Source organism: Collimonas pratensis, assembly GCF_001584185.1.
In the GTDB taxonomy this organism is placed as follows: domain Bacteria; phylum Pseudomonadota; class Gammaproteobacteria; order Burkholderiales; family Burkholderiaceae_D; genus Collimonas; species Collimonas pratensis.
Genome location: NZ_CP013234.1, coordinates 48,950 through 74,071, shown reverse-complemented (window position 1 = coordinate 74,071; position 25,122 = coordinate 48,950). Strand labels below are relative to the sequence as shown.

The following is a 25,122-nucleotide window of genomic DNA, read 5'->3' as shown; positions in this document are numbered from 1 at the left end:
GGTTGCCGAATGATGTGTTACAAGAGCGGGACCGGAACAGCTTATCGCCTTTCCGCTCCCGCCACTATGCCGCCTTAGAACTTGTGGCGCAGACCGACCGTGAAGGCGATTTGCGCATTATCGGCGCCAGGCGCGCCGCCAGTGACGCCCGGGCTGTACATGTCGGCGGCGCGCAGGTCCGCCACATAGCTGTAGAGATCGGTGCGCTTGGAGAAGCTATAGTCGACGCCAAGGTTAAGCTGCGTCAGGCGGCCCTTGGTGCTGCTGCCGACAAAGCTGTAGCGCGATTGCAGCACGCTGCCGACCAGGCGCAGGCTGTCCGACAGGGCGTAGTTGACGCCTAGGTCGAACACATTGGTGCTGTTGTTGTTGGAGCCGCCGGCGGTGAAGGGCGACGAGCCCGCGCTGCCGCTGAATTTGACCGCCAGCGGGGCAGTGTTGCCGCCATAGGTGGCCAACGGCTGCAGCACTTTCGACCAGGCGCCGAATAAACGCCACGGCCCCGTCTTGTAGCTGGAACCCAGCATCCAGGTCTTGATGCAGGTATCTCCTGGGTGGCCGTAGCTTGGCGTGCAACCGGCGCCCAGCGTCACGCCTTGGTCGCTGGAAGTATTGACGCCGCCGGACAAGGTGCCGAGCTTGGATTGCCAGTAGCCGAAGCCGATGCCGAACGGGCCGTTCGCGTAATTCGCCCCCAGGCCGATCGATTGGCCGGTGGAAGTGGAACCGGCGGTTTCGCCGAAGCCGTAGGTGGCGTTCAGCACCAGCCCGTTCATGAGCGGCGTGTCGTAGCGGATCTGGTTGTTGGCGCGATTGCCGCCGACCCGGTCCAGGTTGTTGTCGTGCACGCCGTTGATGAACACGCCGAAGTCGTACACGCTGGAGTAGTAAGTAGCCACTTCATCGATGAAGTCCTTGCGCCGGCCCAGTTGCACGGTGCCGAAATTGCCCGACAAGCCCACCACCGAGGTGCGGCCGAATGTCAGTCCGCCCTGGCCGGAAGCGCCGGTATCGACCGCAAAGCCGCCCTCCAGGTGAAACAGGGCTTTCATGCCGCCGCCCAGGTCTTCCGTTCCCTTGAAGCCGAAACGCGATTGCTGCAGATCGCCGGAATCGACGCTGAAGCGGCTGCCGGTGCCGCGCGCATCCGCGGCGCTTGGCGCTGCGATCTTGTTGACATAAGTGACGCCCAAATCCAGCAGGCCGTACACGGTAACATTGGTTTGCGCCTGCGCGGCACAGCTGCAACTGCCTAGAACGGATAATGCAATTAACGACTTCTTCATGACTCACTCCTCCCGGTTGAAAAAAATTCAATGGCGGCTTCGGCTGTCCGGTCATTTCCAGGCCTGTTTTGCCTGGGAATGCCTGACCGGTTCCGGCCGCTCTTATGTTTCATCTAACAAAACAACGTATTGATATATGAAACAATGGTAGGGGCGATATTTTTCCGTGTCAATCGTTAATGCTGAAAATGTGGGCGCGCTAAAGGACCCTGCTGTTCAGGGAACCTATCGACAGCAAGTGTTTTGGGAGGGGATTTAGGAGGGAAGAAGCCGCTGCCAGGATAGGGTAGCGACGCGAGCAGAGATCATGCAGGAAATCACAAATCTGTCGGCGTCCTGCAACAACGCCGGGTCAGATCGCTTGACTCAGGAAACCGCGGCGTCAGCTTCCGCAGCTTGCTTGCCGCCTTCCGCGGCGATGGCGGAACGCAACATGGCCGATGCCGCATCGAGCCGGCAAGGCTTGCCAAACAGACGGGCGGAAATCAAGCCGCTCTGCAGCGCGCCCAAGATGGTCATGGCGTAAACCGATGGCGCGGCCGGCAGTTTCACGCCTTTTTCAGCAACCGCGCGCTCCAGGCGCTGGGTGATCCAGGCTTCGTGCATGCTGTAGAAAGACTGCAAGGCGGTCAGCACGTTTTGCGGCAGGCTGGTGGCTTCTGCAGCCAGCATGCCGCACAGGCAGACGCGGCTGGTGCCGAGATTCTTGCGCCACAGCGCCAGGTATTTTTCGATCTGTTCTTTCAGCGGCCCGTTCACATCCATGCCGCGCATGATGTCGCCGATATTGCTGGCATAAGCTTGTACCGCGGCCAGCGCCAGGTCTTCCTTGGTCGGGAAATAATAGTGGATGCTGGAAGTCTTGACGCCGACCAGCTCGGCCAGGTCGCGATAGCTGAAACCGTTATAGCCGCGCGTGCCCAGCAGCACCAGCGTGTGCTCCAGCAGTTGTTCGCGTACAGGGGAAACGGTTTTCATGATCTTGTTACCTATAAAGAGATAGAGGCGCAATGCAGTGCACGCGCACTGTACAGTTTCAGGCGGCAATAACCGGCCTCCGCCATGCTACGTCTTTTATCCCTGCGACGGCAAGCGACGCAGGAAATGCAACAATCAATATCATAAAGACGTTCTGTCTGAATGCTATCATATGTTATCTACTGAAAGGTAGAGAAATATTCGAATTCCTCTTTTTGTTGCGCATTTGTGTCTATTCTGGTAATGATTTATTTATATAAGCAAATACTATTTGACTACCTAGCAGTAGATAACTATGATTCATCTTACAGTAGTTGCAGACACGTTGTGACAGCCTTATCCGACCCAGATTTTTTTCCTACGGCAATATCAGGACTGGATCGGGCAACGTGCCCGGGCTGCGGGATGAAAAAGTGGATTCAGGAAGCGTCGTGTAGCACAGGCGCTTTTTATTTCCTCCTGCTATCTACCTAGTGGTAGATGCACATCCAGCAGCCCAGCACCGACGGTCCAGCAAAGTTGCCGCCCCGTCAGACCATGCGCCGCATGGCCGCTGTATTTGACACTTTGTTATCAACTCGAAAAAGAAAGCACTCATCATGAAAACCAACCTGATCGCCGCACTGGCACTGACCGCCATCGTTTCCGCTCCTGCATTTGCAGCCGACAACGCCACTCCACTGACTCGCGCCCAAGTGCACGCTGAACTAGTGCGCGCCCGCGCCGCCGGCGAGCTCAATTTCGCCAATTCGCAATACCCTGTGTTCCTGCCTGCTGCCAGCCAAAGCAACGTTCCTGGCAAGACCCGCGCTGAAGTGCAGGCCGAATTGGCACAGGCACGCGCTGCCGGTGAACTCGATTTCGCCGGTTCGCAATATCCACAGTCCAACCGCATCGCCACCACTGCATCCACCAAGACCCGCGCTGAAGTCCAGCAAGAATTGGCTGACGCACGCAGCTCCGGCCAGCTGGTTTTCTCCAACGGTCAATATCCGGTCGATGCCAATAACGGCAACTGATCGCCTGGTATCGATCCTTCGGGAATCGGCGGTAAATGACAAAACCCGCGCACTCATGACGAGTGCGCGGGTTTTTTATTGGCGACCGCCGAAAAGCCCGGCAATCCGGCCAACTTCCTGGCGTTGGCCGGCATCATCCAGCTGCCGCTAGCTTGCGGAAGAAATCGGATAGCTTGGGCAAGTCCGAAAAGGCGACATTGAAGCGGAACCAGGGATACTCTGGCGGCGCTACGTGGAAAAACTCCCCCGGCGCCAGCCAGATCCCTTGCACCAGCGCGCGGTCGGCAATTTCCGTGGCGTTCAGCGCGCTGTTCTGCATCCTGGCCCAATAAAACATGCCGCCGCGCAGCGGCCCGAACGGCAGCAGGCCGACGTCTTCCAACCGAGCGCTGACTTGCGCCTGCGCACTCAGCAGGGTGCCGGCCAGGCGCTCGACATGGCGGCGGTGATGGCCTTCGGTCAGGGCGTTGTAGACCAGCCGTTCGGTAATTTCAGAATTCGTCAGGCTCAAAATCATCTTGGTGCGCGCCAGGTCCTGCGCCAGTTCGCCCTGGCAGACGATGAAGCCCAGCCGCAGCGACGGTGCGATGGTCTTGGAAAAGCCGCTGACGTAGATCACGCGCTGCAAGCCGTCGAGCGCCGCCAGCATCGGATCGGTGGCCTGCGCCAGTTCGCGGTACAGATCGTCTTCCACCACCCAGAAGCCGTGGCGCTCGGCGGCTTGCAGCACGCGCATCGCGCAGGCCGGGGTATAGCTGGTGCCGGTCGGGTTCTGCAATACTGGGTTGGTGAAGAAAATCTTCGGCTTGTGCTGCGCGGCCAGCTGTTCCAGTGCTTCCAGATCAACGCCGCTGACGGTGCGCGGCACGCCGACCACATTGATCGCCGCCAGCCTCAGCATGGCGATCAGGTTGCAGTAGCCGGGTTCTTCGATGAATACCGTATCGCCCGGCTTGACCAGGGTGCGTATGATCAGGTCCAGCGCCTGCGTCACGCCATGAGTAGTGAGCACCTGCTGTGGCGCGACGTCGAGCGACCAGTTGGCGAAGGACTTGGCGATGGTTTGCCGCAGCGGCGCGTAGCCGAAGGGATGGCCGTAGCCGACCTGCTGTGCCCCGGGCGAACGCAGGATGCGCCGTTCCGCCGCGTGCAAACCCTCGCCATCGAGCATGCTGCTGGGCAGCCAGCCGCAACCGGCCTTGATCGGCACCCGTTCGTCGGCAAACACTTCCGAAAACAGCCAGGCCGCATCGATCACCGGATTGGACTGCAACGCCGGCAGGCCGCTGCGCTCTGCCGTTTCGCGCTTGGCGATGAAGAAGCCGGAACCGCGGCGGGCGATCAGCGTGCCGCTCGCCACCAGCCGTTCATAGGCTTCGACGATGGTGGCGTTGCTGACGCCTTGCCGGCGGGCGAACTGGCGGATCGACGGCAGCCGTTCGCCGGGGCGCAGGCTGCCGTTGTCGACCAGGGCGCCGAGGGCGGCGACCACCTGCTCGACCAGGCCAAGGGCGGATTGGCGGTCCAGCGGCAAAGGAAGCGGCAAAGTATCAGGGGTCATGGCGTCATGTGTATTCAGTACAGTCTGTGATTCACAACAATACACTTTTAATGATTTGTGTGAAGTGTATCTATGAATCCTGATTGTAACTGCAATAATCGGCAGCATTGCCAACCACTGTAAAGCTGCCCGCCGTGAACACACATCAATCGGATCAAGACCTGTCGGCATTCTGGATGCCATTCACTGCCAACCGCCAGTTCAAGGAAGCGCCGCGGATGTTCGTGTCGGCCAAGGGCATGTATTACCAGACCGACGACGGCCGCCAGGTGCTGGACGCCACCGCCGGCCTGTGGTGCGTCAACGCCGGCCATTGCCGCGAAGAGATTACCGCCGCCGTCACGCGCCAGATCGGCAGCATGGATTACGCGCCGTCGTTCCAGATGGGCCATCCGCTGGCGTTCGCCGCAGCCGATAAAGTGGCGGGGCTGATGCCGGCCGGGCTGGACCGCATCTTTTTCACCAATTCCGGTTCGGAAGCAGTCGACAGCGCGCTGAAGATCGCCCTGGCTTACCACCGCGCCCGCGGCGAAGGCCAGCGCACCCGCTTCATCGGCCGCGAGCGTGGCTATCACGGGGTCGGCTTCGGCGGCATCTCGGTGGGCGGCATCAGCAACAACCGCAAGGCTTTTTCCGGCAACCTGATGCCTGGCGTCGATCATCTTCCGCACACCCTGAACATCGCCGAGGCCGGTTTCAGCGATGGCCAGCCGACCTGGGGCGCGCACCTGGCCGATGAACTGGAACGCCTGGTGACTTTGCACGACGCCTCGACCATCGCCGCCGTCATCGTCGAACCGCTGGCCGGCTCCACCGGCGTGCTGGTGCCGCCGGTCGGCTACCTGGAACGCTTGCGCGCGTTGTGCAGCAAGCACGGCATCCTGCTGATTTTCGATGAAGTGATCACCGGCTTCGGCCGCCTGGGCGCCGCCACCGCGGCCGAGTACTTCAAGGTGACGCCCGACCTGATCACCCTCGCCAAGGGCATCAACAATGCAGCGATTCCGATGGGCGCGGTAGCGGTCCGGCGCGAGATCCACGATACAGTGGTGCAAGCCACCGCCGTCGGCGGCATCGAGCTGATGCACGGTTATACCTATTCCGCCCATCCGGTGGCTGCCGCGGCCGCCATCGCCGCCATCGACCTGTATCAAAGCGAGCGCCTGTTCGAGCGCGCGCGCGAGTTGTCACCGCTGTTCGGCCGGGCCGCGCACGGCGTGGCCGGGGCGCCGCACGTCAAGGACATCCGCAACCTCGGCCTGGTGGCCGGCATCGAACTGGAATCGCGGCCGGGCGCGGTCGGCGCCCGCGCCTACGAAGTTTTCCGCAAGTGCTACGAAAAGGGCGTGATGGTGCGCTATACCGGCGACATCCTGGCCTTTTCGCCGCCGCTGATCGTGCAGCCGGAAGAGATCGAGCGCATCTTCAGCACAGTGCGCGCGGCGCTGAACGAAACCAGCTAAGCAGCGACCGCCGCATCAGCCCCGGTCTGGCTTCAGCAGCGGACCGGCGGCGCTGTCCTCCACCAGAAATCCCTGCCGCCTGATTTCCAGGCGCAGGCGATCCGCTTCCTGCCATTGCTTTTCCTCGCGCGCCGCCTGGCGCTGATGCGCCAACGCCAACACCGTCTCCGGCACCTGATAACTGTCAGGACGCCAGTTGTCCAGATCCAGCCCGAGCACCGCATCGATGGCGCGCAAGGTCGCCTTGCCGACAGCGGCATCGCCGTCGCTGCGCACCAGCTCCCACACCAGCGCCAGCGCGCGCGCCGAATTAAGATCGTTATTGATCGCGGCGCGGAAGCCTTGCAGCCACGCCTCGTCGGCTACACCGCCGTCCGGCCAGCGGTGATAAGTCTCGCGCAGGCGCTGCAAGCCGGTCGCAGCCGCCTGCAAACCCTCCCAGCTGAATTCCAGCTGGCTGCGATAATGCGCGGCCAGGCACAGATAACGATAGGCCAACGCATCAAACCCCTGCTCGCTTAATGATTGCAGGCGCAGGAAATCACCGTCGGATTTGGAGATTTTCTTGCTGTCGACTTGCAAAAAATAGCCGTGCATCCAGTAATTCGCCAGGCGGGTGCCGTGGCAAGCCTGGGTCTGCGCTATCTCGTTGCTGTGGTGGACGGCGATATGATCCTCGCCGCCGCAATGGATGTCGAACAAGCTGCCAAGATGAGCGGCCGACATCGCCGAGCACTCGATGTGCCAGCCGGGAAAGCCGCGCCCCCAGGGACTGTCCCATTCCATCTGGCGGCGCGTCTCCAGCGGGCTGAATTTCCACAGGGCGAAATCGGTGATGCTGCGCTTCTCTCCGATGGCGACGCGCACTCCAGCCTGCAAGGCGTCGCGATCCAACCTAGCCATATAGCCGTAATCGTCCTGCTTGCTGGTGTCGAAGTAGATGCCGTCGGCGGTACGGTAGGTATAGCCTTTCCGCTCCAGCTCCTCGATGAAACCGATCTGCTCCGGCAGATACTCGGTGGCGCGGCACCAGACCGCCGGCTGCAAAAGATTGAGCGCGCGGAAATCCGCCATGAAGGCAGCGCTATAGTATTGCGCGATGTCCCAGGCGCTCTTGCCGCTGCGGCGGCTGCCTTTTTCCATCTTGTCTTCACCGTCGTCGCCGTCCGACACCAGATGGCCGACATCAGTGATGTTGATCACGTGCTGCACCTGGTAGCCGTTGAATTCCAGCGTGCGCCGCAGCAGGTCCTCGAAAATGTAGGTGCGCAGATTGCCGATGTGGGCGTAGTCGTAGACCGTCGGGCCGCAGCAATACATGCCGACGCGACCAGGCTGAATGCTGTCGAAGCGGCGCACGCGGCGTTCCCAGCTATCGTATAGATGGAGTTCCATGTAATTCTTTTAAAGTGAAAAGTGATACGGCGCGCCGGTGAAAGCGGGCGCAAAAATCAGACCGAAGTCAGATATAAATCAGATGCAAATCAGATGTGATGCAGGGACGTCGTGCGACAACAGCGTGCGCAGACTGGAGAAGAGGGGCAGGTGATGGATTGCTTGAGCATGGCTTATACTAACTTGCGGCGCTGGCCATCGTCAAGCGTGCCGATCGCACCTCGGCGGCCCCATCTGGCAAGCTACATCAACATTCCGGAGCAGACAATGAATGAACAACTCATCAAGCATCGCAAACTGGGAACGGGCGGCCTGACGGTATCGGCCATGGGGCTGGGCTGCATGGGCATGAGCACCGCCTACGGCGCCGCCGACGAAAAGGAATCCATCGCCACCCTGGAGCACGCGCTGGAACTCGGCATCAACTTCTTCGACACCGCCGAGCAGTACGGCCCCTATCGTAATGAAGAATTGCTGGGACGGGTCTTCAAGGGCCGGCGGCATGAAGTGGTGCTGGCCACCAAGTTCGGCTTCAAGATCGAGGATGGCGTCACCACCGGCATCACCAGCGAACTCGGCCATATCCGCCGCGCCGTGGAAGGCTCATTACGCCGGCTCGGCACCGATCACATCGATCTGCTGTACCAGCACCGGATCGATCCGGCGGTGCCGATCGAGGAGGTGGTCGGCGTCATGGCTGAGCTGGTGCGGGAAGGGAAAGTCCGTTTCCTGGGACTGTCGGAAGCCGGCGTCGCCAATATCCGCAAGGCGCACGCGGTGCATCCGATCAGCGCCCTGCAAAGCGAATACTCGCTCTGGGAACGCAACCTGGAAGCCGACATCCTGCCAGTCCTGCGCGAGCTCGGCATCGGCCTGGTGCCGTTCAGCCCGCTCGGCCGCGGTTTCCTCAGCGGCACGGCGCAGCGCGCCGAAAGCTATCCGGCCAGCGACTTCCGCCATCTCGATCCGCGCTTGCAAGGGGAGAATTTCGACGCCAACGTGCGCGCCGCGCAGGTTGTGGCCGAGATCGCCGCGACCAAGGGCGCCACCGCCGGCCAGGTGGCGCTGGCGTGGGTGCTGCAACAGGGCGACGACATCGTGCCGATTCCCGGCACCAAGCGCCGCGCTTATCTCGAACAGAACGTCAGCGCCATCGACGTCACCCTGACTGCGGCCGAGACCGAAACGCTGGAGCACGCGCTGCAGCAGGTGGCGGGCGAACGTTACAGCAAGGAGCGCATGGCCTGGGTCGACCGTTAAGCGTCGACTCTAAGGACAGGCGCTGGCGTTGCAGGTATTACCGGCCGCGGCGGCAGACTTGAGATTGGTCTGCACGCCATTGCCGTTGTTGGCGCTGAGCCGATTATTGCTGAAGCTGGACTGCGCATAGCCGGCCAGGCCGAAATGCTGGTTGCCGCGCATGGTGCTGCGGCTGACCTTGAGGTCGATCCCGAAAATGCCGTCGCCGCCGTTATTCTCCGCCGCGCTGTTGCTGACCACGCCGCCAAACAGGACTGCGCCGCCACGGCCGTTGCGCGACACCACCACGTGATCCAGACTGACGGAACTGCTCTCCAGATAGATGCCGTAATTGCCCATGCCCTGGACGATGCCGTTCCGGACCGTGACATGGCTGCGGTTGATTGCATGGATGCCGTTGCCGCCGCCCAGCGGCCAGCAGGGTGCGGGCAGTTGCTGGCAGCGCGTCGGTCCCTGGATTGCAAAGCCATGCAGGTCGAGGGTGACGTCGTCGGCGTTGATCTCGATGGCAGTGGTGTTGGGGTCGGCCACCTTCAGATTGCCGGCCAGCTGATAATGTCCAGGCGCATCGATGATCACCATGAAACCCGGCTTATCGGCACGCGCCGGATCGATCGGAATGATCCGCTCCGCCGCCATGCCGGCGCCGGGCATGGCCTGCCAGGCGAGCAGGGCTATTCCTGCGAATTGCTGCAAGCTGCACATGGCAGGTCTCCATTTTTTCCGCCAGGCCGGCCTGGCATGTTTATTCAAGATCCAGCGCCTCTGCATCCTTGGCAAAGATCGCCAGATTCAATGGCCGCACCGCGCCCATCCAGATGGCATGATCGCGATGATCAGCCAGCTCGTTGCCGGTCAGCGGGTGGATGAATACGACCAGGCCGCCGCGGTTGAGCGCCAGCCATGGAATCAGCTGGCCGAATACCTCCGGCGCAAAACCCAGCTGGCAGCTCCAGTCCGGATGCGGCCCCACCGGTTGCCGGTGCGCGCGCCCCACGCTCAGGGCAAAGCGCCGCGCGGCTTGCTCACAAAGGGCCAGCGCCTGCGGCATGCTGGCGGCGTCGTAATAGATATGGGCGTGATAGCCGCTGATGCGCGGCTCGGATGCGTCGGTCATGCTTAACAACTCCAGGCAGGTAATGCCAGAAAAACAGCGGCGGCAAAAAACCGTTTTTCAAGCGTCGGTCTTCAAGAATACCCCTTTTCCACAGCCATAGGAATTGCCTTTAAGCAATTTCTATCTACTTGCCTTTCTTACCGGCGCAAACAATCCTGCGAGGAAACAAATTCCTGTGGATTTCTGGCGCACAATCGAGCTGGAAAAATAGCGCCGGTTCTGTACGCTGACGTACCAAGCCGCCAAGCCGGCATGTATATGCTGCTGCTATTGGCTTTACTTACACGATGTGCAATCAATCATTCCCATGAAACCAATCAGCGAAGATGCAACAGCAGCAGTCGTTCACGCCACCGATCCCGCGCCGACGGCGGAACGACTGACAGACCGTCCCGCCACGGAAGCGCCGACCACCGGTCCGCTGGCGCCGTTTGTTGCCAACAGCGCCACCAACGTGCGCAGCCTGTGCCTGCGCATACTTACCGTGCTGGCCATCGTGTTCGCGCTGCAATGGGGGCAAAAATTCCTGGTGCCGCTGGTGTTCGGGATTTTCATCGCCTATACCTTGAATCCGCTGGTAGCCTGGCTGGAACGTATCCGCGTGCCGCGCCTGGTCGGCACCTGCCTGGTGATGGCGACGCTGGTGCTGGGACTGGCCCAGGTTGGCTACTCGCTGCGCGGCGAGTTCCAGTCCATCGTGGAGCGCCTGCCGGCCGCCGCCCATCAATTGTCGCGCGCCATCGTCACCGCCAGGAACCAGGGCGGACAAACCAGCACCATCCAGAAAATGCAGGCGGCCGCCAATGAAATCGAGAGCGCCGCCGGACAAGCTGCCGGCGCCAAACCCGATCCCAAACGGCAAGCGCCCGCGGTGGCGCCGCCGCCCGCCTTCCAGCTCAGCGAATGGATCTGGACCGGCTCGATGGGCGCCATGATTTTCATCGGCCAGGCGACCATGGTGGCCTTCCTGGTGTTCTTCCTTTTGCTGTCGGGTGACAAGTTCAAGCGCAAGCTGGTGAAACTGACCGGACCGTCGCTGTCGAACAAGAAGATCGCCGTCAGCATCCTGCTGGAAATCAATTCATCGATCCAGCGCTACATGTTCATGCTGCTGGTGACGAATGCCTTGCTGGCGGTGCTGATGTGGATCGTATTCCGCTGGATCGGCCTTGAAAATGCCGGCGCCTGGGCCCTGGCCGGGGGCTTCCTGCATATCATTCCCTACTTCGGCCCGCTGCTGATCGCGGTGGCGACCGGCGTCACCGCCTTCATGCAGTTCGATTCCTTCTACATGATGCTGCTGGTCGCCGCCTCCACGCTGGCGATCGCCACCCTGGTCGGCACCTTCGTGACCACCTGGATGACCGGCCGCATCGCTAAAATGAATGCGGCGGCGGTCTTCATCGTGCTGCTGTTCTGGGGCTGGTTGTGGGGGATATGGGGCCTGCTGCTGGGGATTCCTATCATCGTCATCGTCAAGGTGGTCGCCAAACAGGTCGACGGCATGCAGGCGATCGCCGAACTGTTGAGCGATTAGCGGACCAGTGGACCGTTGCAGCCCGCCATGACCAGATTACCCCGAATGCAGAGAATGCGCCGGCAAAAAAATACGGCATCCGAAGATGCCGTACCGCTTTCAGAATTGCTTGAAGCGCTGCTGCTTACAGCGTGATCTTGGCGATCTTTGCACCTTGCAGCGAAACGCCGGCGATCAGACCGCCGTTGGTGGTGACGAAGCCGATGATCGGCTGTTGCGCCGTGTTGGTGTCGATGTTGCCGTTGGCGCCAATGTTGGCCAGTGCCACCGTAGCGTCAGCGCCGACTGTCCAGCCGTTGCTGTTGCGGAATTTATCCAAGGCGTCTTGCGTCATGAACAGCAGCACGATGGCTTTGGATTGCGCGCCTGCCTGGAAACCGATGGAACCGGCAGTGGTGCTGTAATAGCCTTCGGTGCGGTTGCCGACGCGCAGGGCGCCCTTGCCGTATTCAGCGCCGACCACGAAGCTGGCTTGCAGCACTTGCGGGAACACCAGGACACCCTTGGCGCGCGCCACCAGCTCGCGGGAAGCAGGTGCGGTCTGGTACAGTTTCGACAAGGTGGCGTCTACGCCGGCGTTGACGTCGGAGCGGCTGGTCTGGGAACTGGCGTCCTTGCCCGGCATGGTGGTGGTGCAACCGGCGAAAGTGACGCTAGCCAAGGCGACAGCAACGGCAGCAAGGGTCTTGCTTGGGAATAAGGATTTTTTTTGCATTTTTTTCTCCAACGAAAATGTGGATGACAATCGGACAACGTTGTAAATTATATATGGCATTTCAAGGTGCGTGTACAAACTGGCAATTTTGAGTAAACGTCAAGTCCTCCAGTTCCGGACGATATCCCTGATCAGGTCAGGCATCCTTGATTCGACATCCATGAGCAACAGGCAAGCGGCCCGGGCGGCAACCGCGTCGCAGTGATCGAGATGCGGCTGCATCTTTATCTACAATCATGGTTTCACTGTAGGCGCGATGTAAGATTGAATCTGTACGGTAGCACACATTCGAGCAACGTTTCTCCGGCATCAGCCTGTCGCAGGAGACGGATGCAGCAAGCATTGGCCAAACCCGAGGAAGCCGCCATGACGGAACATAACCAGCCCCCGCAATCAGCGCTGTACCTGGACGACCTGACAGTCGGCGCACTGTTCGTCAGCGCCGAGCATGCCATGGACGAGCAGCAGATCCTGGCGTTTGCCCGCCAGTTCGATCCGCAACCGTTCCACCTCAGCGACGCCGCCGCCAAGGACACATTGTTTGGCGGACTGGCCGCCAGCGGCTGGCACACGGCCGCCGTCACCATGCGCCTGCTGGTCACCAGCGGCATGCCGCTGCAAGGCGGCATCATCGGCTCAGGCGGCGAACTGAGCTGGCCGCGGCCGACCCGCGCCAGCGATATCCTGCATGTCGAAAGCGAAGTGCTGGAAGTGACGCCATCACGTTCCCGGCCAGACCGCGGCATGGTGAAACTTCGCAGCGAGACCCGCAACCAGCACGGCGAAATCGTCCAGTTGTTCGTCTCCAAGCTGGTCGTGTCGCGCAAGACGCCATAAATTCCCGCCGGACTACAATCAAGCTTTTTAAGCCAAGCAAAAATGATACATATCCGTGAAATCGACCACCTGGTGCTGCGCGTAATCGACCTCGACCAGATGCTGCATTTCTACTGCGAGGTGCTGGGCTGCAGCGTTGAGCGGCGGCAGGAAGCCATCGGCCTGGTGCAGCTACGCGCCGGCAATTCGCTGCTCGACCTGGTGCCGGTCGACGGCAAGCTCGGCAGCGCCGGCGGCGCCGCGCCGGGAAAAGAAGGACGCAATCTCGACCATTTCTGCTTCCGCGTCGAACCCTTCGACGAAGCGGCCATCCGCAGCCATCTGCTGGCGCATCAAGTCGATGCCGGCCCGCTGGCGTCCAGGAATGGCGCCGAAGGCGAAGGACCTTCCATCTATGTCAGCGATCCGGAAGGCAATGTGGTGGAGTTGAAGGGGCCGCCGACGGTTTCCTGACGCTCAACCATGCCTATCTCCGCACTGACTGCTCTGACTTTTATCCTGCTTGCGGCGGCGATCTGCGCCGTCTGGCTGCCGACTGTCCGCATCGACCAGCACAGCGGCCAGTACAGCGGCCAGTACATGGCGCCACCCTGGCTCATGCTGTTCATCGCCGCTGGCGGCTGCGGCCTGGCCGCCGGCGTCCTCAATGCCTGGTCAGCGGCGGCGCTGGCGGTTTTTTGCTGCATTGCCTATCTTGCCTCCCGCGCCAGGCAAGCGTCGCTTCCGTGCATCCTGCTGACGAGCGCCGCGGCGCTCGTGGCGCTGGCGTTGGCCTTGCACCGCCTGCCGGGTTTCAATAATCCGCTGCTGATTTCCGACCTGACGCTGTCGTCCGGTGCCGTGCCGTTTAGCCAGTACGCCAACTTCGACAAGGGCGCCGCCGGCCTGCTGCTGCTGGCGTTCCTGTGCCGTCGCGCCGATTCTGCCGCGGCCTGGCGTGCCTTGCTGAAAAAGACCTGGCTGGCGGCGCTGGCTAGCGCGATCGCGGTGCTGGGAACGGCAATCTGGGTCGGCTATGTCAAAGCGGATTTCAAGCTGAGCCAGATTACGGCGCTGTTCCTGGCAGTCAATCTGTTCTTTACGGTGGTGGCGGAAGAAGCATTTTTCCGCGGCCTGCTGCAAGACCGCCTGACGGCGGCGCTGGCGCGTTTCCGCTATGGCCCACTCACGGCGCTGGTCTGCGGTGCATTGCTGTTCGGCGCCGCACACGCGGCCGGCGGCGCCGTTTATGTCATGCTGGCGACCATCGCCGGCCTCGGTTATGGCTACGCCTACTACGCCACGCAGCGCGTTGAAGCACCCATCATCGTCCACATCGTGGTCAATGCCGTGCACTTCATCGGCTTTACTTATCCGTTTCTGCGCTAGGGCCGACAAGGCCATTTGTCTTGATCCGCGTACTGGGCTAAGCTGAGTATTTTTATCCACGCCATGCACGCCGCCTACGACTACGATACTGCACATCCCATCGACCCCGATGTACGCATCCAGATCAACGCCACGCTCGCCCAGGTTGAGGCAGAGCACGCGGTGAAAATCCTGCTTGCCTGCGAATCGGGCAGCCGAGGTTGGGGATTTGCTTCTCCCGACAGCGATTACGACGTGCGCTTCATCTATGTCCACCAGCCGGACTGGTACCTGACCGTGTTCCCGGGGCGCGACGTGATCGAGCTGCCGATCAGCGAAGTCTATGACGTCAGCGGCTGGGATTTGCGCAAGGCGCTCGGGCTGCTGCGCAATGGCAACGCGACCCTGGTGGAATGGCTGTCGTCGCCGGTCGTCTATCGTGCCGACCCGGCATTCCTGAGCGCGCTCCAGGCCGCCGCCGGACAGGTCAGCCGGCCCGATCGCTCCTTCCATCACTACCTGCACATGGCCAGGAAAAACTACCGCGAGCATCTGCAGGGAGAGATGGTGCGGCTGAAGAAGTATCTGTATGTCTTACGGCCTTTGCTCGCCTGTATCTGGAGAGAACAGCAGCGCGGCGCGGTGCCGATGCGCTTCCAGGACCTGGTCGACGCCATCGTCGGCGACCTCGCTCTCAAGAATGCGATTGCAGAACTGCTGGTCGTCAAACGGCGGGCGAAGGAGTCGGAACATGCGCCAGCCATGCCCTTGATCAATCAGTTCATTGAACGCGAACTGCAGCGCTTCAGCCACGATGCCCCGCCGCAGCAACCGCAACAACAGGACTTCTCGGTGCTGGACCGCTTGCTGCGCGATACGGTGCTGGCCCAGCGCTAGCACCGGCGCGGCAGGTACTTACCTGCCTGCTACCGCCTCCCAGCCGAGCCCGAACTTGGCCAGGTATTTTTTGAGGCGATCCGCATCGTTAGGCTTTTCCTTTGCGCTGCGCGATGCGGCAAACAGCTTGCGGCCTGCATCCGACATGGTTTTCGAGCGGCGGCAAATCTCGATTACCGCTTGCAGCTGCATGATGTCGAACAAATCCATCTGCTCTATCTGCGTGCGTTCCAGCACTTCGTCGATATCGACGGCGCCGGCTGGCGTCGGCTGCTCCGCATAGGGGCGCCATAGCCGCTGCAAGCGGCGGATCTCGTCTGCCGCGATGGCATCGGTAATACGGCCGGCGTCAGCCAGGGTCGCCATGCGCGTTACCGAGGCAGACAGGTCCCTGAAATTCCCCATCCACAAGGCATCCGGCGACATGGCAAAGCGCATGTAAACATCGCGCGCCTCCTTGTTGAGCCTGACCATCTGGCCATTCTCGGCGCCGAACTGCGCCAGCAGGTAATCGATGTTCGGCTCCACGTCTTCAGAGCGGTCCACCAGTCCCGGCAATTCATAGGTCCACAAATTGATGCGCGCATACAGGTCTTCGCGGAAGCGGCCGGCCACCACTTCGCGCGACAGATCGCGGTTGGTGCCGGCGATCAGCTGGAAATCGCTCTGTACTTCGTTATCGCCGCCGACCGGCAGGAAGCGCTTTTCCTCGATCGCCTTCAACAGCATGGCTTGTTCATCCAGGCCGAGCTCTCCAATTTCATCGAGGAACAGCAAACCCTTGTGCGCGGTGCGCAGCAAGCCAGGACGGTCCGCCGCGGCGCCGGTGAAGGCCCCCTTGATATGGCCGAACAAGGTAGAGCCGGCGCCATCGCCGTGCAGCGTCGCGCAATTCAGCTCGACAAATTTACCGTCCAGCTGGTGGCGTGCCTTCTTCAGCTCGAACACGCGCCGAGCCAGGAAGGACTTGCCGGCCCCGGTCGGTCCCATCAGCAGCATGGGCGCCTTCGATTTGATGGCGACCCGCTCGATTTCATCAATCATCGTGTTGAAATGCGCATTGCGGGTGGCAATCCCCGATTTCAGGAAGGCCACCCCATCTTCCTGCTCGCGCGAGAAGCGCTGCGCGATCTGGTCGTAGCGGGAAAGATCCAGATCGATCAGCGTATAGCTGCCAGGATCGCCGACGGTTTGCCGGCGCGGCGGCGACGATTGCAGCAGGCGTCCCGGAAAATAGTGCGCTTCCGTCATCAGGAACATGCAGATCTGCACCACGTGCGAGCCGGTAGTGATGTGTATCCAGTATTCCTCGTTGTCGGTGTCGAAAGGATAGCTCTTGGCGAAGTCGAACACGCTGCCGTAGACATCTTCAAAATCCCAAGGATCGACGATCGGCAGCTGGCGCGGGATCACTTTGGTTTCCGGCGAGACCGATGCAATATCCCGCTTCACCTGATGCACCAGGCTTTCGTACTTGCCGCTGTACAGCAGCTCGAAACGCCCGATCACCATCTCTTCATGCTGGGTCAGCGCCACCGTCGGCCGCCATTTTTCCCAACGGCCGCTGCCCGAGCCCTTATCCAGCTGCGTACCGAGGAAGCCAATGACTACGATGCGTTTCTTCTTCATATATTGGATAAATCTTTATCTAAAAAGATAATTTATCACAATAATGAAGTCACACACAAACTCTTTCCACCCCCGCCAATTCATTAAAAATCCCTTTCAAATCAATTGACTAACCTCAAAGCTAAAACCCGTAGACGGCGCTGGCACAGTCGTTGCAATAACGATGGCATGGAAGCGGCAGACAAACAGAACTGCTGCAGCAACGAATAACGCAAGCAGACCCTGATCTGTTCGGCGCAATCAATAAAGAGGAAATGAAAATGGCGAATACCCAATTGTTCCAAAGCCTGAAAGGCAAATTCCTGCCGCCGGCGAATGCAGTCAATGCCGCCGGCGCCGCAGCCTATGCGATGTCGCCGCGTCATCGGCTGGCGCAGTACGCCGCTACCGGCTGCCTGAATGCGACCTTTTACACCAGCGCCGAGACACAGTTGGAAACAGTTTGGGAGCTGTGTCAGGACATCGATACATGCTTCATTGCGCAGACTGCCGTGTATTGCCGCGAACGCGGCTACATGAAGGACATGCCAGCGCTGTTGACGGCCATTCTGGCCGCCAAAGGAGCGCCCGAGCTGACGCGTACTTTCAAGCGCGTGATCGACAACGGCAAGATGCTGCGGAATTTTGTGCAGATACTACGTTCCGGCGCCATCGGCCGTAAATCGCTGGGTACCCGCCCAAAGAAACTGGTGCAGGCGTGGCTGAATCAAGCTTCGGAAAAGGAATTGCTAGCCGCCGCGGTCGGCAACGCGCCGTCGCTGGCCGACGTGGTGAAGATGGTCCATCCCAAGCCGGTGGAAGCCTGGCGTGAATCATTCTTTGCATGGCTGATCGGCAAGGCTTATGACGCCGAAGTGCTGCCGCCTTTATTGAAAGCGTTGCAAGCCTACAAGGCCGACCGTACGCAAGCGTTGCCGAATGTACCGTTCCAGATGCTGACGGCGCTGGAGCTGACCGATGTCGCATGGGCACAGATTGCGCGCCAGGCCGGATGGCAGATGCTGCGCATGAACCTGAATACGTTTGCACGCCACGGCGTGTATGCGCTGCCAGGCATGACGGCAATCGTGGCGGAAAAGCTGCGTGATGCCGAGGCGATAGCCAGGGCCCGGGTGTTTCCGTATCAGTTGATGGCCGCCTACGGAGCGGCGAATGAAGAGGTTCCAGTGGAAATTATTGAAGCATTACAGGACGCAATGGAAATTGCGCTGAACAACGTTCCGGAAATTACCGGAAAAGTAGTGGTTTGTCCTGACGTATCGGGTTCCATGCAGTCGCCGGCGACCGGTTACCGTGGTTCGGCCACATCGGCCATCCGCTGCATCGATATTGCGGCCTTGATGGCTGCCGCGATGTTGCGCAAGAATCCAGCTAGCGTCGTACTGCCGTTTGAAGTCGATGTAGTCGCCTGCAAGTTGAATCCGCGCGATTCAGTGATGACAAACGCCAGCAAGCTGGCGGCCATCCGCGGCGGCGGCACCAATTGCAGCGCACCGCTGGCTCGATTGAATAAGGATAAAACGAAGGCCGACCTGGTGATTTTCGTGTCGGACAACGAATCCTGGGTCGATGCGACGCGGCGTGGTGCGACGGCGACGATGCGCGAATGGGAAACGTTCAAGCAACGCAACCCGAACGCCAGACTGGTTTGCATAGATATCACGCCATACGGCACGACACAGGCGGCGGAACGGGAAGACATCTTGAACATTGGCGGCTTTTCTGACGATGTATTCCAGATTGTCGCCGACTTTGCCGCCGGTCAGCTGAGCGCAGCACAGTGGGTGGGTGAAATTCAATCCATCTCTATTTAATAGTTTGATACGCTCCCCCATATGACGGAGAGCGCTGATAAAGGAGCTCGCCTTGAGCTGGGTCATCAGGATCAGAAGTACAGGTTTTGAGCGCAGTATGAATGCCGGTGTGATTACATCCGATAAATGTCTCGTCACATCGACCTCTTGTCATACTGTCGCTCAATGGAGCGTGTCCCCGAATGCGGACAAGACTACATTCAGAATAGCCGGTGCGAATCCGGCCTGCCAGGCCGAACAGCTTTGGCAGAATGTCTTGTCAACTCTTGTCGGGATTTGAAGATGCGCGATAGCAGATTTTAGGCGAATGCTGGTGAAACTACATCATTCAAGCTGGGGAGATGCGGGTTCAAATCCCGCCGGCGGCAAAGCAGCGCCGCCGTAGCTCAACCGGAAGAGCGCCGTGCGGGCAACCGCACATCGTTTCACCACCCCTTGTCGCCGATTTTTTTGATGAATGCCGATGGAATTACATGGATAGAGCAGCGAAGCTTGCTTCGAAGGTCCCCGGTTCAAGCCCCGGGTCGGCGCCTGCCGATAGCTCAGTAAAACATTTCATCATCACTTGTCATCCCCTTATTATTTAAAAGAAGAAGACCATGAAGCACGAAGAATACGATGTAATGAATGTTGAAGGCGGAAGCCACGTCAAGATGTGGACCCGCGGCGTACCGGTGGAAGCCGAAGCGCGCAAGCAGCTGAGCAACACCGCGAAGATGCCCTTTATCTATAAGCATCTGGCCGTGATGCCTGACGTACACGTCGGCAAAGGATCGACCATCGGCAGCGTGATTCCTACGCTGGGAGCGGTGATTCCTGCCGCGGTGGGGGTCGATATCGGCTGCGGCATGATGGCAGCCAAGACCACCTTGAACGCGCGCGACCTGCCGGATAATCTCGGCCCTTTGCGCAGCGCCATCGAAAAGGCCATTCCGCACGGGATGTCACCGAAGACGCGCGGTTTCAAGGGCCGTGATAAAGGTTCATGGGAAACCCCGCCGACACCGGTGGACGCCGCCTGGGCGCAGCTGAAGGATGGATTCGATGCAGTTTGCCTGAAGACGCCAAAGTTGAAGAACACGAATAACTATCGGCACCTGGGAACGCTGGGATCCGGTAACCACTTCGTTGAAGTCTGTCTGGATGAAAGCAATGCTGTCTGGTTCATGCTGCACTCGGGTTCGCGTGGCGTCGGTAACGCCATCGGCTCGCATTTCATCGAACTGGCCAAGCAGGATATGCGCACCCATTTCATCAACTTGCCGGACCAGGATCTGGCCTACCTGCCGGAGGGTACGCAACATTACGACGACTATGTCGAAGCAGTGAGCTGGGCGCAGAAGTTTGCACGCATGAATCGGGAAGTGATGATGCAAAATCTGATTGCAGCGGTGCGGACGGTGATCAGCAAACCTTTCGAGACGCATGTGGAAGCCGTGAATTGCCACCATAACTATGTGCAGAAAGAGAATCACTTCGGTAAGGATGTGCTGGTAACCCGTAAGGGCGCGGTTTCGGCACGGGCGGGCGAACTGGGGATCATTCCGGGTTCGATGGGAGCGAAAAGCTTCATCGTCCGCGGTAAAGGCGATGCCGACAGTTTCCATAGCTGCAGCCACGGCGCCGGACGCACCATGAGCCGGACCGAAGCCAAGCGGCGTTTCACGCTGGACGACCAGATCAAGGCGACGCAGGGCGTGGAATGCCGCAAGGATGCCGACGTCATCGATGAAATTCCGATGGCTTACAAGGATATCGATGCGGTGATGGAAGCCCAGCGCACCCTGGTGGAAGTGGTGCATACCCTGAAGCAGGTTGTGTGCGTGAAAGGCTGAACGACTGCTTGTACTACTAAAACAGGTCATGTTCCCGCTGGGGGCATGACCACAATGACGATAACAATAAAGAATAGAAGAACATGATTGAACTAGATGGAGCAACAGGGGAAGGCGGCGGCCAGGTATTGCGGACCGCGCTGACCTTGTCGATGATTACCGGACAGCCGTTCCGGATTGTGAATATCCGGGCCAATCGGCCCAAGCCTGGCTTGATGCGGCAGCATCTGGTGGCGGTGCAAGCCGCCGCCGAGATCAGCAATGCCGATATCGGTTCGGCGGCAGTAAGCGCGCAAACACTGCAATTCAGCCCGGGTAAGATCAAGGGCGGCGCCTACCAGTTTGCCATTGGTACCGCCGGCAGCTGCACCCTGGTGCTGCAAACCTTGTTGCCGGCTTTGCTGTATGCGGATGCGCCATCGGTGGTGAAGATCACCGGCGGCACGCATAACTCGATGGCGCCGCCAGCCCATTTCCTGCAGCGCGCATACGGCCGCGTGCTGGCGGCGATGGGTGCGGACATGGCAATCGAACTGAAACGCTTCGGCTTCTATCCCGCCGGCGGCGGCGAGATAGAAGCGAAAGTATCGCCATGCCGGCAGTTGCAGCCGCTGGAACTGATGAGCCGTGGCGAACGTGTTGCGGGCTACGCAGAAAGTTTCATCGCCGGCGTGCCGGCCGACGTCGCCAAGCGCGAGCTGGCTTGCGTCAAGACAGCGATGGGCTGGGACGATGCGCAACTGGCGATCCGCGGCTTGCCGCATGACCAGGGGCCGGGCAACGCCTTGCTGGTGACGCTGGAGTCGCAGCATGTGACAGAAGTGTTCTGCGCCTTCGGCGAGAAGATGGTGCGCTCCGAGGCGGTTGCAAAAAAAGCAATTTCCCAGGTGCGGCAGTATATTGCCTCCGGCGCAGCGATCGGCGAACATCTCGCCGACCAGATCATGCTGCCGCTGGCGTTGGCGGGCAGCGGCCGCTTTACAACCGATTGCGTATCCCAGCATGCGATTACCAATGCCGAAGTCATCGAACAGTTCTTGCCGGTAAGGATCACGTTTGAAGAACGAGGCTTGTCCAGCGTCTGCACAATTGCAACAAAATGAAACAGGAATGAAGCGGCGCAGGGACAAATCCCTGTGCCGGCTGCAGCAATACTTACCAGCCGCCTCTTTCCAAACAGGCCGGTGCGCCCAATATAGATCTCAATGGTGGCTTTAGCTTAACTGGCAAAGCACGCGGCTGTGACCCGCGACGATATCGGATCATTCCCGATAGGCCACCCCAACCAGTAGCGCAGTCCTCACGCTAAAAAGCAACAAACGAAGGACGAAATACAAAAATGCTGGTTATAATCAACCACAAAGGTGATGCAAATGACGTCCCACATCCTGACCCTCGATATCGCGGGCAATCCGTTTGACTGGATTTCGCCGCAAGACGCTGTGCTCTATTACGCGAGCGGGAAGGTGGCTTGGGAAATCGGCGAAGGCGATATCGTCTTCCGCGGCGGTTATTCCCGCGCCGGCATCCAGTCGCGCATCGCCGTCAAACCCATCATCGCCATCGCCGGCAGCGCCATCATGGCGCGCATGCTGCACATGGAACTGCCGCTGGGCCATCACAACGATCTGCTGTTCCGCCGCGACCGCTACACCTGCGCCTATTGCGGCGGCCGCTTCCCGCACAACGAACTGTCGCGCGACCACGTGCTGGCGCGCTCGCGCGGCGGCAAGGATACCTGGACCAATTGCGTCACCGCCTGCAAGGACTGCAATCAGGAAAAGGGCAGCAAGGTGCTGGAAAGCTTCCGCCCGCTGCTGTACGTGCCCTATGTTCCCTGCCGCGCCGAGCACTATCTGCTGAGCGGCCGCAACGTCCTGGCCGACCAGCACGACTACCTGGCGGCACGGCTGCCCAAGCATAGCCGCATGCGCGAACTCAATTAGCGTTGTGGACATTTGGCGGACGAATGCGCCGCCGGATTTCGTGTCAAAAACAACAGAATCGTGCCGCGCGGCGGCGAATTGTTTGACACCGGGATTTCATCGGGCGCAGAATCGCAACTCAGTATTTTCGACTAACGCTTTTTTACAGGAAAGGAACGGCCATGCCACGGACGGCTATCAACAATTCAAACGATAAATAGCCCCGCGCATGACTGCTCGGGGATTGCGGCGATCTTGCCGCCCCGAGCCGGTCGTTCCAACCAGAACCCCGGTGAGGAAACTCGCCGGGGTTTTTGTTTTTGCGGGCACGGCGAAAGTCGCCCGCAGCAAAGACGTCGGCACGACAAGGAAAAACGTTATGCCAGATCATTTGCGTGAAAGGATAGCTCATGAAAGTCACACTTAAATTGCCAAAGCCGCGCAACCCCCTCGTGGCGCCAGCCAGGGCCAGGAAGGCCGGTGCGCATGCCTCCTACAATCCAGCACGCAAAGTGCGGCGGACCGAAAAGCACAAGCTGAATCAGGCGTTGTCCGGCCGCAAGACGGAAGGAAGCTACGATGCGTAAAGACATGTTCAAAGTGATCGTTGAGCGGCCGCGCTGCACGCACAGCAATATCTACAAGGGCGATGGCCGCAAGTTTCGCAACAGCGAAGATAGGCCGGCCAGGATCGGCATGAAGGACGGCTATGGCCACCGTAAATATCTCAATGAAAACCTGGCGCCGCTGAAGCGTTTCCTGGAACAGCAGGTCAATCGCCCCTGGGACAAGGTGTACAGTGAAATCCGGACTGTCATCGACGCCCGCAGCACGGTCAAGCAGCATATCCTGCTGCACCTGGATAATTTCGTCGCCATCGAGACGCGCTGGGAGGGAAGCAAAAAGGATGGCCGCGTCCTGGTGCGTTATACGAGCTGGTCTGGACGCTACGTCGAACTGACCGAATCGCTATCAGCCATGTATGTGCATCCGCTGACCGGCATCCTGCTGCACAATCGCTTTCATGCCAGCTTTAAGGCCCGTGGAAAAAACCGGCGTCGGGCGCACGAACAGGAGAAAAGCAAGATCCGGCGGATTATTTCCGATCACGTGCAGCTGCACCTGGTAAGCCAAGTCTGGTATGAAGTCACGCTCGGTGCATTGCCGCCGGCTCGCGTGGTCTTGCAGGATGTCGACGGTGTGTCCAGGCGAAGCAACGTATGCGACCAGCGCTGGGATGTCCTCCGCAAAGCCTGGGTAGCACACGAGAGGAATGCCCGCGCAGCACCGACGGGAAGCAGCCAGGACTACTATGGCTGCGGCAGTTTGTATGCCGTGAAAAAGCGCCAGCTCAGTTCCAGGGAAATCCGGGATCTTCGACTTGACGTTCCGCAGCAAAAACAAAAGGCCCCCAAGGGCCTTTTGTTTTATGTAACTACCATCTGTAAAGATGGCGGCTGTTCTTTTCTCTATCGCGCCACCTGCCTGTCGCAAAAATCAACCTACGACGGCAAGTTCGATTTTTCACCCAGACGCTGCCTCCATTGCGCAGGAGAGAGTGCGAAATATCGCGTCCTCCACATAGATGAAATCCCAATGTCATAACCACGCGAAATAGAGACTGAGACCACATCTTCGTCAGAAATTGCTGGATAGTCCGCCAGGATGATACCGGCCAGGCGCATGGCCATGGCCTCAAAATCGCTATCCTGATTCTTGGTCGTGATTCTGGCCTGCAGGTATTTCTGCGTACGTCCTTTGTCTTTAAGACTGGCATGCCACTGTTGCCCTGAATTGACGCTTGCCGACGCGACGCCGGGCTGATTAGCAAGCGCCTTCTGCAGCGGAATCAAAGAAGAAAAAGGCTCAGTCTGCGCCAACGATCCTGTGAAAAATGGCGTCACGCACGCCGCCGCTGCAATCAACCCGGCAACGGCATAATGTCCGCGCCATGGCTTGCCAGAAAATGAGATCGGGTGCAACGCGTCGGCTTTCACCACGATAGAGCCAACCAGCAAATCCGGTAATGACTGTCGTGTCTTCCGGTTGAAGATAAAGAAGTAGATAAGGGTCAAGCCGAGTCCGAACATCACTACGGATAAGGCAAGGATAAGACCTGGTTGCAAGATCTCCGTACTGAACGGCAAGCCATTCAAAAAATAAGGAATACACACGATGGCTGCACGCAGCAAGGATTTGCCAAAGCCAAGGAGGCCTCCGCCAGATGTCACCACGCGCAAATGCATCAAGCGCTTGCCGATAGTCCGGCCACCGAAGATAGCGCTGTCCATCACCCCGAAATAATACAAGGCGATGACAAAACCTATGCCACGGCCCCAGGCTCCGATATCAATGAAGAAGTCGGAAAAGAACAGACCAAGACAGTAGCCGACAACTCCCAGCAGGAGGATATCGATAACGAAAGCAGCCAATCGCCGCCAGAAGCCCGCAATGTGAAACGAGGCGGGAGACGGTTCCAGAAGTTCCGTTTCATTAGTCATTCTTAC

The 25,122-nt window shown here is 59.6% G+C and carries 24 protein-coding genes and 1 tRNA gene; 15 read left to right on the top strand and 10 right to left on the bottom strand.

Annotation, left to right across the window (positions count from 1 at the left end):
* Nucleotides 1-74 precede the first annotated feature (74 nt).
* Both CPter91_RS00340 and CPter91_RS00335 read right to left on the bottom strand, forming a co-directional pair.
* On the bottom strand, nucleotides 75-1,286 hold the full coding sequence (locus CPter91_RS00340; RefSeq protein WP_061935450.1) for a porin: 1,212 nt from the start codon (nucleotides 1,284-1,286) through the stop codon (nucleotides 75-77).
* 366 nt (nucleotides 1,287-1,652) lie between these two features.
* The gene (locus tag CPter91_RS00335; protein ID WP_061935447.1) at nucleotides 1,653-2,264 is read right to left on the bottom strand and encodes a TetR/AcrR family transcriptional regulator; all 612 of its coding nucleotides are present in this window, start codon (nucleotides 2,262-2,264) and stop codon (nucleotides 1,653-1,655) included.
* A gap of 599 nt (nucleotides 2,265-2,863) precedes the next feature.
* Here CPter91_RS00335 and CPter91_RS00330 point away from each other — a divergent pair.
* The gene (locus tag CPter91_RS00330) at nucleotides 2,864-3,283 is read left to right on the top strand and encodes a DUF4148 domain-containing protein (protein ID WP_061935444.1); all 420 of its coding nucleotides are present in this window, start codon (nucleotides 2,864-2,866) and stop codon (nucleotides 3,281-3,283) included.
* 133 nt (nucleotides 3,284-3,416) lie between these two features.
* Here the strand turns inward: CPter91_RS00330 and CPter91_RS00325 are convergent, their stop codons facing one another.
* A complete protein-coding gene (locus tag CPter91_RS00325) occupies nucleotides 3,417-4,844 on the bottom strand; it encodes an aminotransferase-like domain-containing protein (protein WP_061935442.1) in 1,428 nt (475 codons plus the stop codon).
* 134 nt (nucleotides 4,845-4,978) lie between these two features.
* Between CPter91_RS00325 and aptA the strand changes: the two genes are divergently transcribed.
* Nucleotides 4,979-6,307, top strand: coding sequence for an omega-aminotransferase AptA (aptA, locus tag CPter91_RS00320; RefSeq protein WP_470294982.1), 1,329 nt, complete (start codon nucleotides 4,979-4,981; stop codon nucleotides 6,305-6,307).
* A gap of 15 nt (nucleotides 6,308-6,322) precedes the next feature.
* On the opposite strand, the gene cysS is transcribed toward aptA, so the two are convergent.
* Entirely contained in the window at nucleotides 6,323-7,702 is a 1,380-nt protein-coding gene (gene cysS, locus CPter91_RS00315; RefSeq protein ID WP_061935439.1) for a cysteine--tRNA ligase, read from the bottom strand.
* 267 nt (nucleotides 7,703-7,969) lie between these two features.
* Between cysS and CPter91_RS00310 the strand changes: the two genes are divergently transcribed.
* Complete coding sequence (locus CPter91_RS00310; RefSeq protein ID WP_061935437.1) at nucleotides 7,970-8,962, top strand: aldo/keto reductase; 993 nt, start codon at nucleotides 7,970-7,972, stop codon at nucleotides 8,960-8,962.
* Between the two features lie 9 nt (nucleotides 8,963-8,971).
* On the opposite strand, the gene CPter91_RS00305 is transcribed toward CPter91_RS00310, so the two are convergent.
* Both CPter91_RS00305 and CPter91_RS00300 read right to left on the bottom strand, forming a co-directional pair.
* On the bottom strand, nucleotides 8,972-9,667 hold the full coding sequence (locus CPter91_RS00305; protein ID WP_061935435.1) for a right-handed parallel beta-helix repeat-containing protein: 696 nt from the start codon (nucleotides 9,665-9,667) through the stop codon (nucleotides 8,972-8,974).
* Between the two features lie 40 nt (nucleotides 9,668-9,707).
* Nucleotides 9,708-10,079, bottom strand: coding sequence for a DOPA 4,5-dioxygenase family protein (locus CPter91_RS00300; protein WP_061935432.1), 372 nt, complete (start codon nucleotides 10,077-10,079; stop codon nucleotides 9,708-9,710).
* Nucleotides 10,080-10,386: 307 nt separating this feature from the next.
* On the opposite strand from CPter91_RS00300, the gene CPter91_RS00295 reads away from it, so the two are divergent.
* Nucleotides 10,387-11,616, top strand: coding sequence for an AI-2E family transporter (locus CPter91_RS00295; protein ID WP_082792481.1), 1,230 nt, complete (start codon nucleotides 10,387-10,389; stop codon nucleotides 11,614-11,616).
* A gap of 124 nt (nucleotides 11,617-11,740) precedes the next feature.
* Here CPter91_RS00295 and CPter91_RS00290 read toward each other — a convergent pair whose 3' ends face one another.
* Nucleotides 11,741-12,331, bottom strand: coding sequence for a BPSL1445 family SYLF domain-containing lipoprotein (locus CPter91_RS00290; RefSeq protein ID WP_061935429.1), 591 nt, complete (start codon nucleotides 12,329-12,331; stop codon nucleotides 11,741-11,743).
* 366 nt (nucleotides 12,332-12,697) lie between these two features.
* On the opposite strand from CPter91_RS00290, the gene CPter91_RS00285 reads away from it, so the two are divergent.
* From CPter91_RS00285 to CPter91_RS00270, 4 genes are all read left to right on the top strand, one after another.
* A complete protein-coding gene (locus CPter91_RS00285) occupies nucleotides 12,698-13,168 on the top strand; it encodes a MaoC family dehydratase (protein WP_061945663.1) in 471 nt (156 codons plus the stop codon).
* A gap of 42 nt (nucleotides 13,169-13,210) precedes the next feature.
* Entirely contained in the window at nucleotides 13,211-13,621 is a 411-nt protein-coding gene (locus CPter91_RS00280) for a VOC family protein (RefSeq protein ID WP_061935425.1), read from the top strand.
* A gap of 9 nt (nucleotides 13,622-13,630) precedes the next feature.
* Nucleotides 13,631-14,536, top strand: coding sequence for a CPBP family intramembrane glutamic endopeptidase (locus tag CPter91_RS00275; RefSeq protein WP_061935423.1), 906 nt, complete (start codon nucleotides 13,631-13,633; stop codon nucleotides 14,534-14,536).
* Between the two features lie 63 nt (nucleotides 14,537-14,599).
* Nucleotides 14,600-15,412, top strand: coding sequence for a nucleotidyltransferase domain-containing protein (locus tag CPter91_RS00270; RefSeq protein ID WP_061935419.1), 813 nt, complete (start codon nucleotides 14,600-14,602; stop codon nucleotides 15,410-15,412).
* An 18-nt stretch (nucleotides 15,413-15,430) separates the two neighbouring features.
* On the opposite strand, the gene rtcR is transcribed toward CPter91_RS00270, so the two are convergent.
* Complete coding sequence (rtcR, locus tag CPter91_RS00265; protein ID WP_061935416.1) at nucleotides 15,431-17,041, bottom strand: RNA repair transcriptional activator RtcR; 1,611 nt, start codon at nucleotides 17,039-17,041, stop codon at nucleotides 15,431-15,433.
* A gap of 260 nt (nucleotides 17,042-17,301) precedes the next feature.
* On the opposite strand from rtcR, the gene CPter91_RS00260 reads away from it, so the two are divergent.
* The 5 genes from CPter91_RS00260 (at nucleotide 17,302) to CPter91_RS00240 (ending at nucleotide 22,636) form a co-directional block, all read left to right on the top strand.
* The gene (locus tag CPter91_RS00260) at nucleotides 17,302-18,855 is read left to right on the top strand and encodes a vWA domain-containing protein (protein WP_061945661.1); all 1,554 of its coding nucleotides are present in this window, start codon (nucleotides 17,302-17,304) and stop codon (nucleotides 18,853-18,855) included.
* Nucleotides 18,856-19,454: 599 nt separating this feature from the next.
* Nucleotides 19,455-20,690 (top strand): RtcB family protein, encoded by a 1,236-nt coding sequence (locus CPter91_RS00255; protein ID WP_061935413.1) that lies wholly within the window; start codon nucleotides 19,455-19,457, stop codon nucleotides 20,688-20,690.
* A gap of 83 nt (nucleotides 20,691-20,773) precedes the next feature.
* Complete coding sequence (rtcA, locus tag CPter91_RS00250; RefSeq protein WP_061935410.1) at nucleotides 20,774-21,793, top strand: RNA 3'-terminal phosphate cyclase; 1,020 nt, start codon at nucleotides 20,774-20,776, stop codon at nucleotides 21,791-21,793.
* A 105-nt stretch (nucleotides 21,794-21,898) separates the two neighbouring features.
* Nucleotides 21,899-21,974 (top strand) — tRNA-His (locus tag CPter91_RS00245).
* Between the two features lie 89 nt (nucleotides 21,975-22,063).
* Nucleotides 22,064-22,636 carry an HNH endonuclease gene (locus CPter91_RS00240; protein ID WP_061945659.1) on the top strand — a complete coding sequence of 191 codons (573 nt, stop codon included), beginning with the start codon at nucleotides 22,064-22,066 and terminating at the stop codon, nucleotides 22,634-22,636.
* Between the two features lie 142 nt (nucleotides 22,637-22,778).
* Here the strand turns inward: CPter91_RS00240 and CPter91_RS26335 are convergent, their stop codons facing one another.
* The gene (locus CPter91_RS26335) at nucleotides 22,779-23,027 is read right to left on the bottom strand and encodes a hypothetical protein (RefSeq protein ID WP_150119585.1); all 249 of its coding nucleotides are present in this window, start codon (nucleotides 23,025-23,027) and stop codon (nucleotides 22,779-22,781) included.
* Here CPter91_RS26335 and CPter91_RS26820 point away from each other — a divergent pair.
* Together CPter91_RS26820 and CPter91_RS26330 are read left to right on the top strand one after the other, a co-directional pair.
* Entirely contained in the window at nucleotides 23,026-23,202 is a 177-nt protein-coding gene (locus CPter91_RS26820) for a hypothetical protein (protein WP_156479857.1), read from the top strand. The genes CPter91_RS26335 and CPter91_RS26820 overlap by 2 nt on opposite strands.
* A 4-nt stretch (nucleotides 23,203-23,206) precedes the next feature.
* On the top strand, nucleotides 23,207-24,220 hold the full coding sequence (locus CPter91_RS26330) for a hypothetical protein (RefSeq protein ID WP_150119584.1): 1,014 nt from the start codon (nucleotides 23,207-23,209) through the stop codon (nucleotides 24,218-24,220).
* Here CPter91_RS26330 and CPter91_RS25470 read toward each other — a convergent pair.
* Complete coding sequence (locus CPter91_RS25470; protein ID WP_082792478.1) at nucleotides 24,118-25,116, bottom strand: RDD family protein; 999 nt, start codon at nucleotides 25,114-25,116, stop codon at nucleotides 24,118-24,120. The genes CPter91_RS26330 and CPter91_RS25470 overlap by 103 nt on opposite strands.
* Nucleotides 25,117-25,122 lie beyond the last annotated feature (6 nt).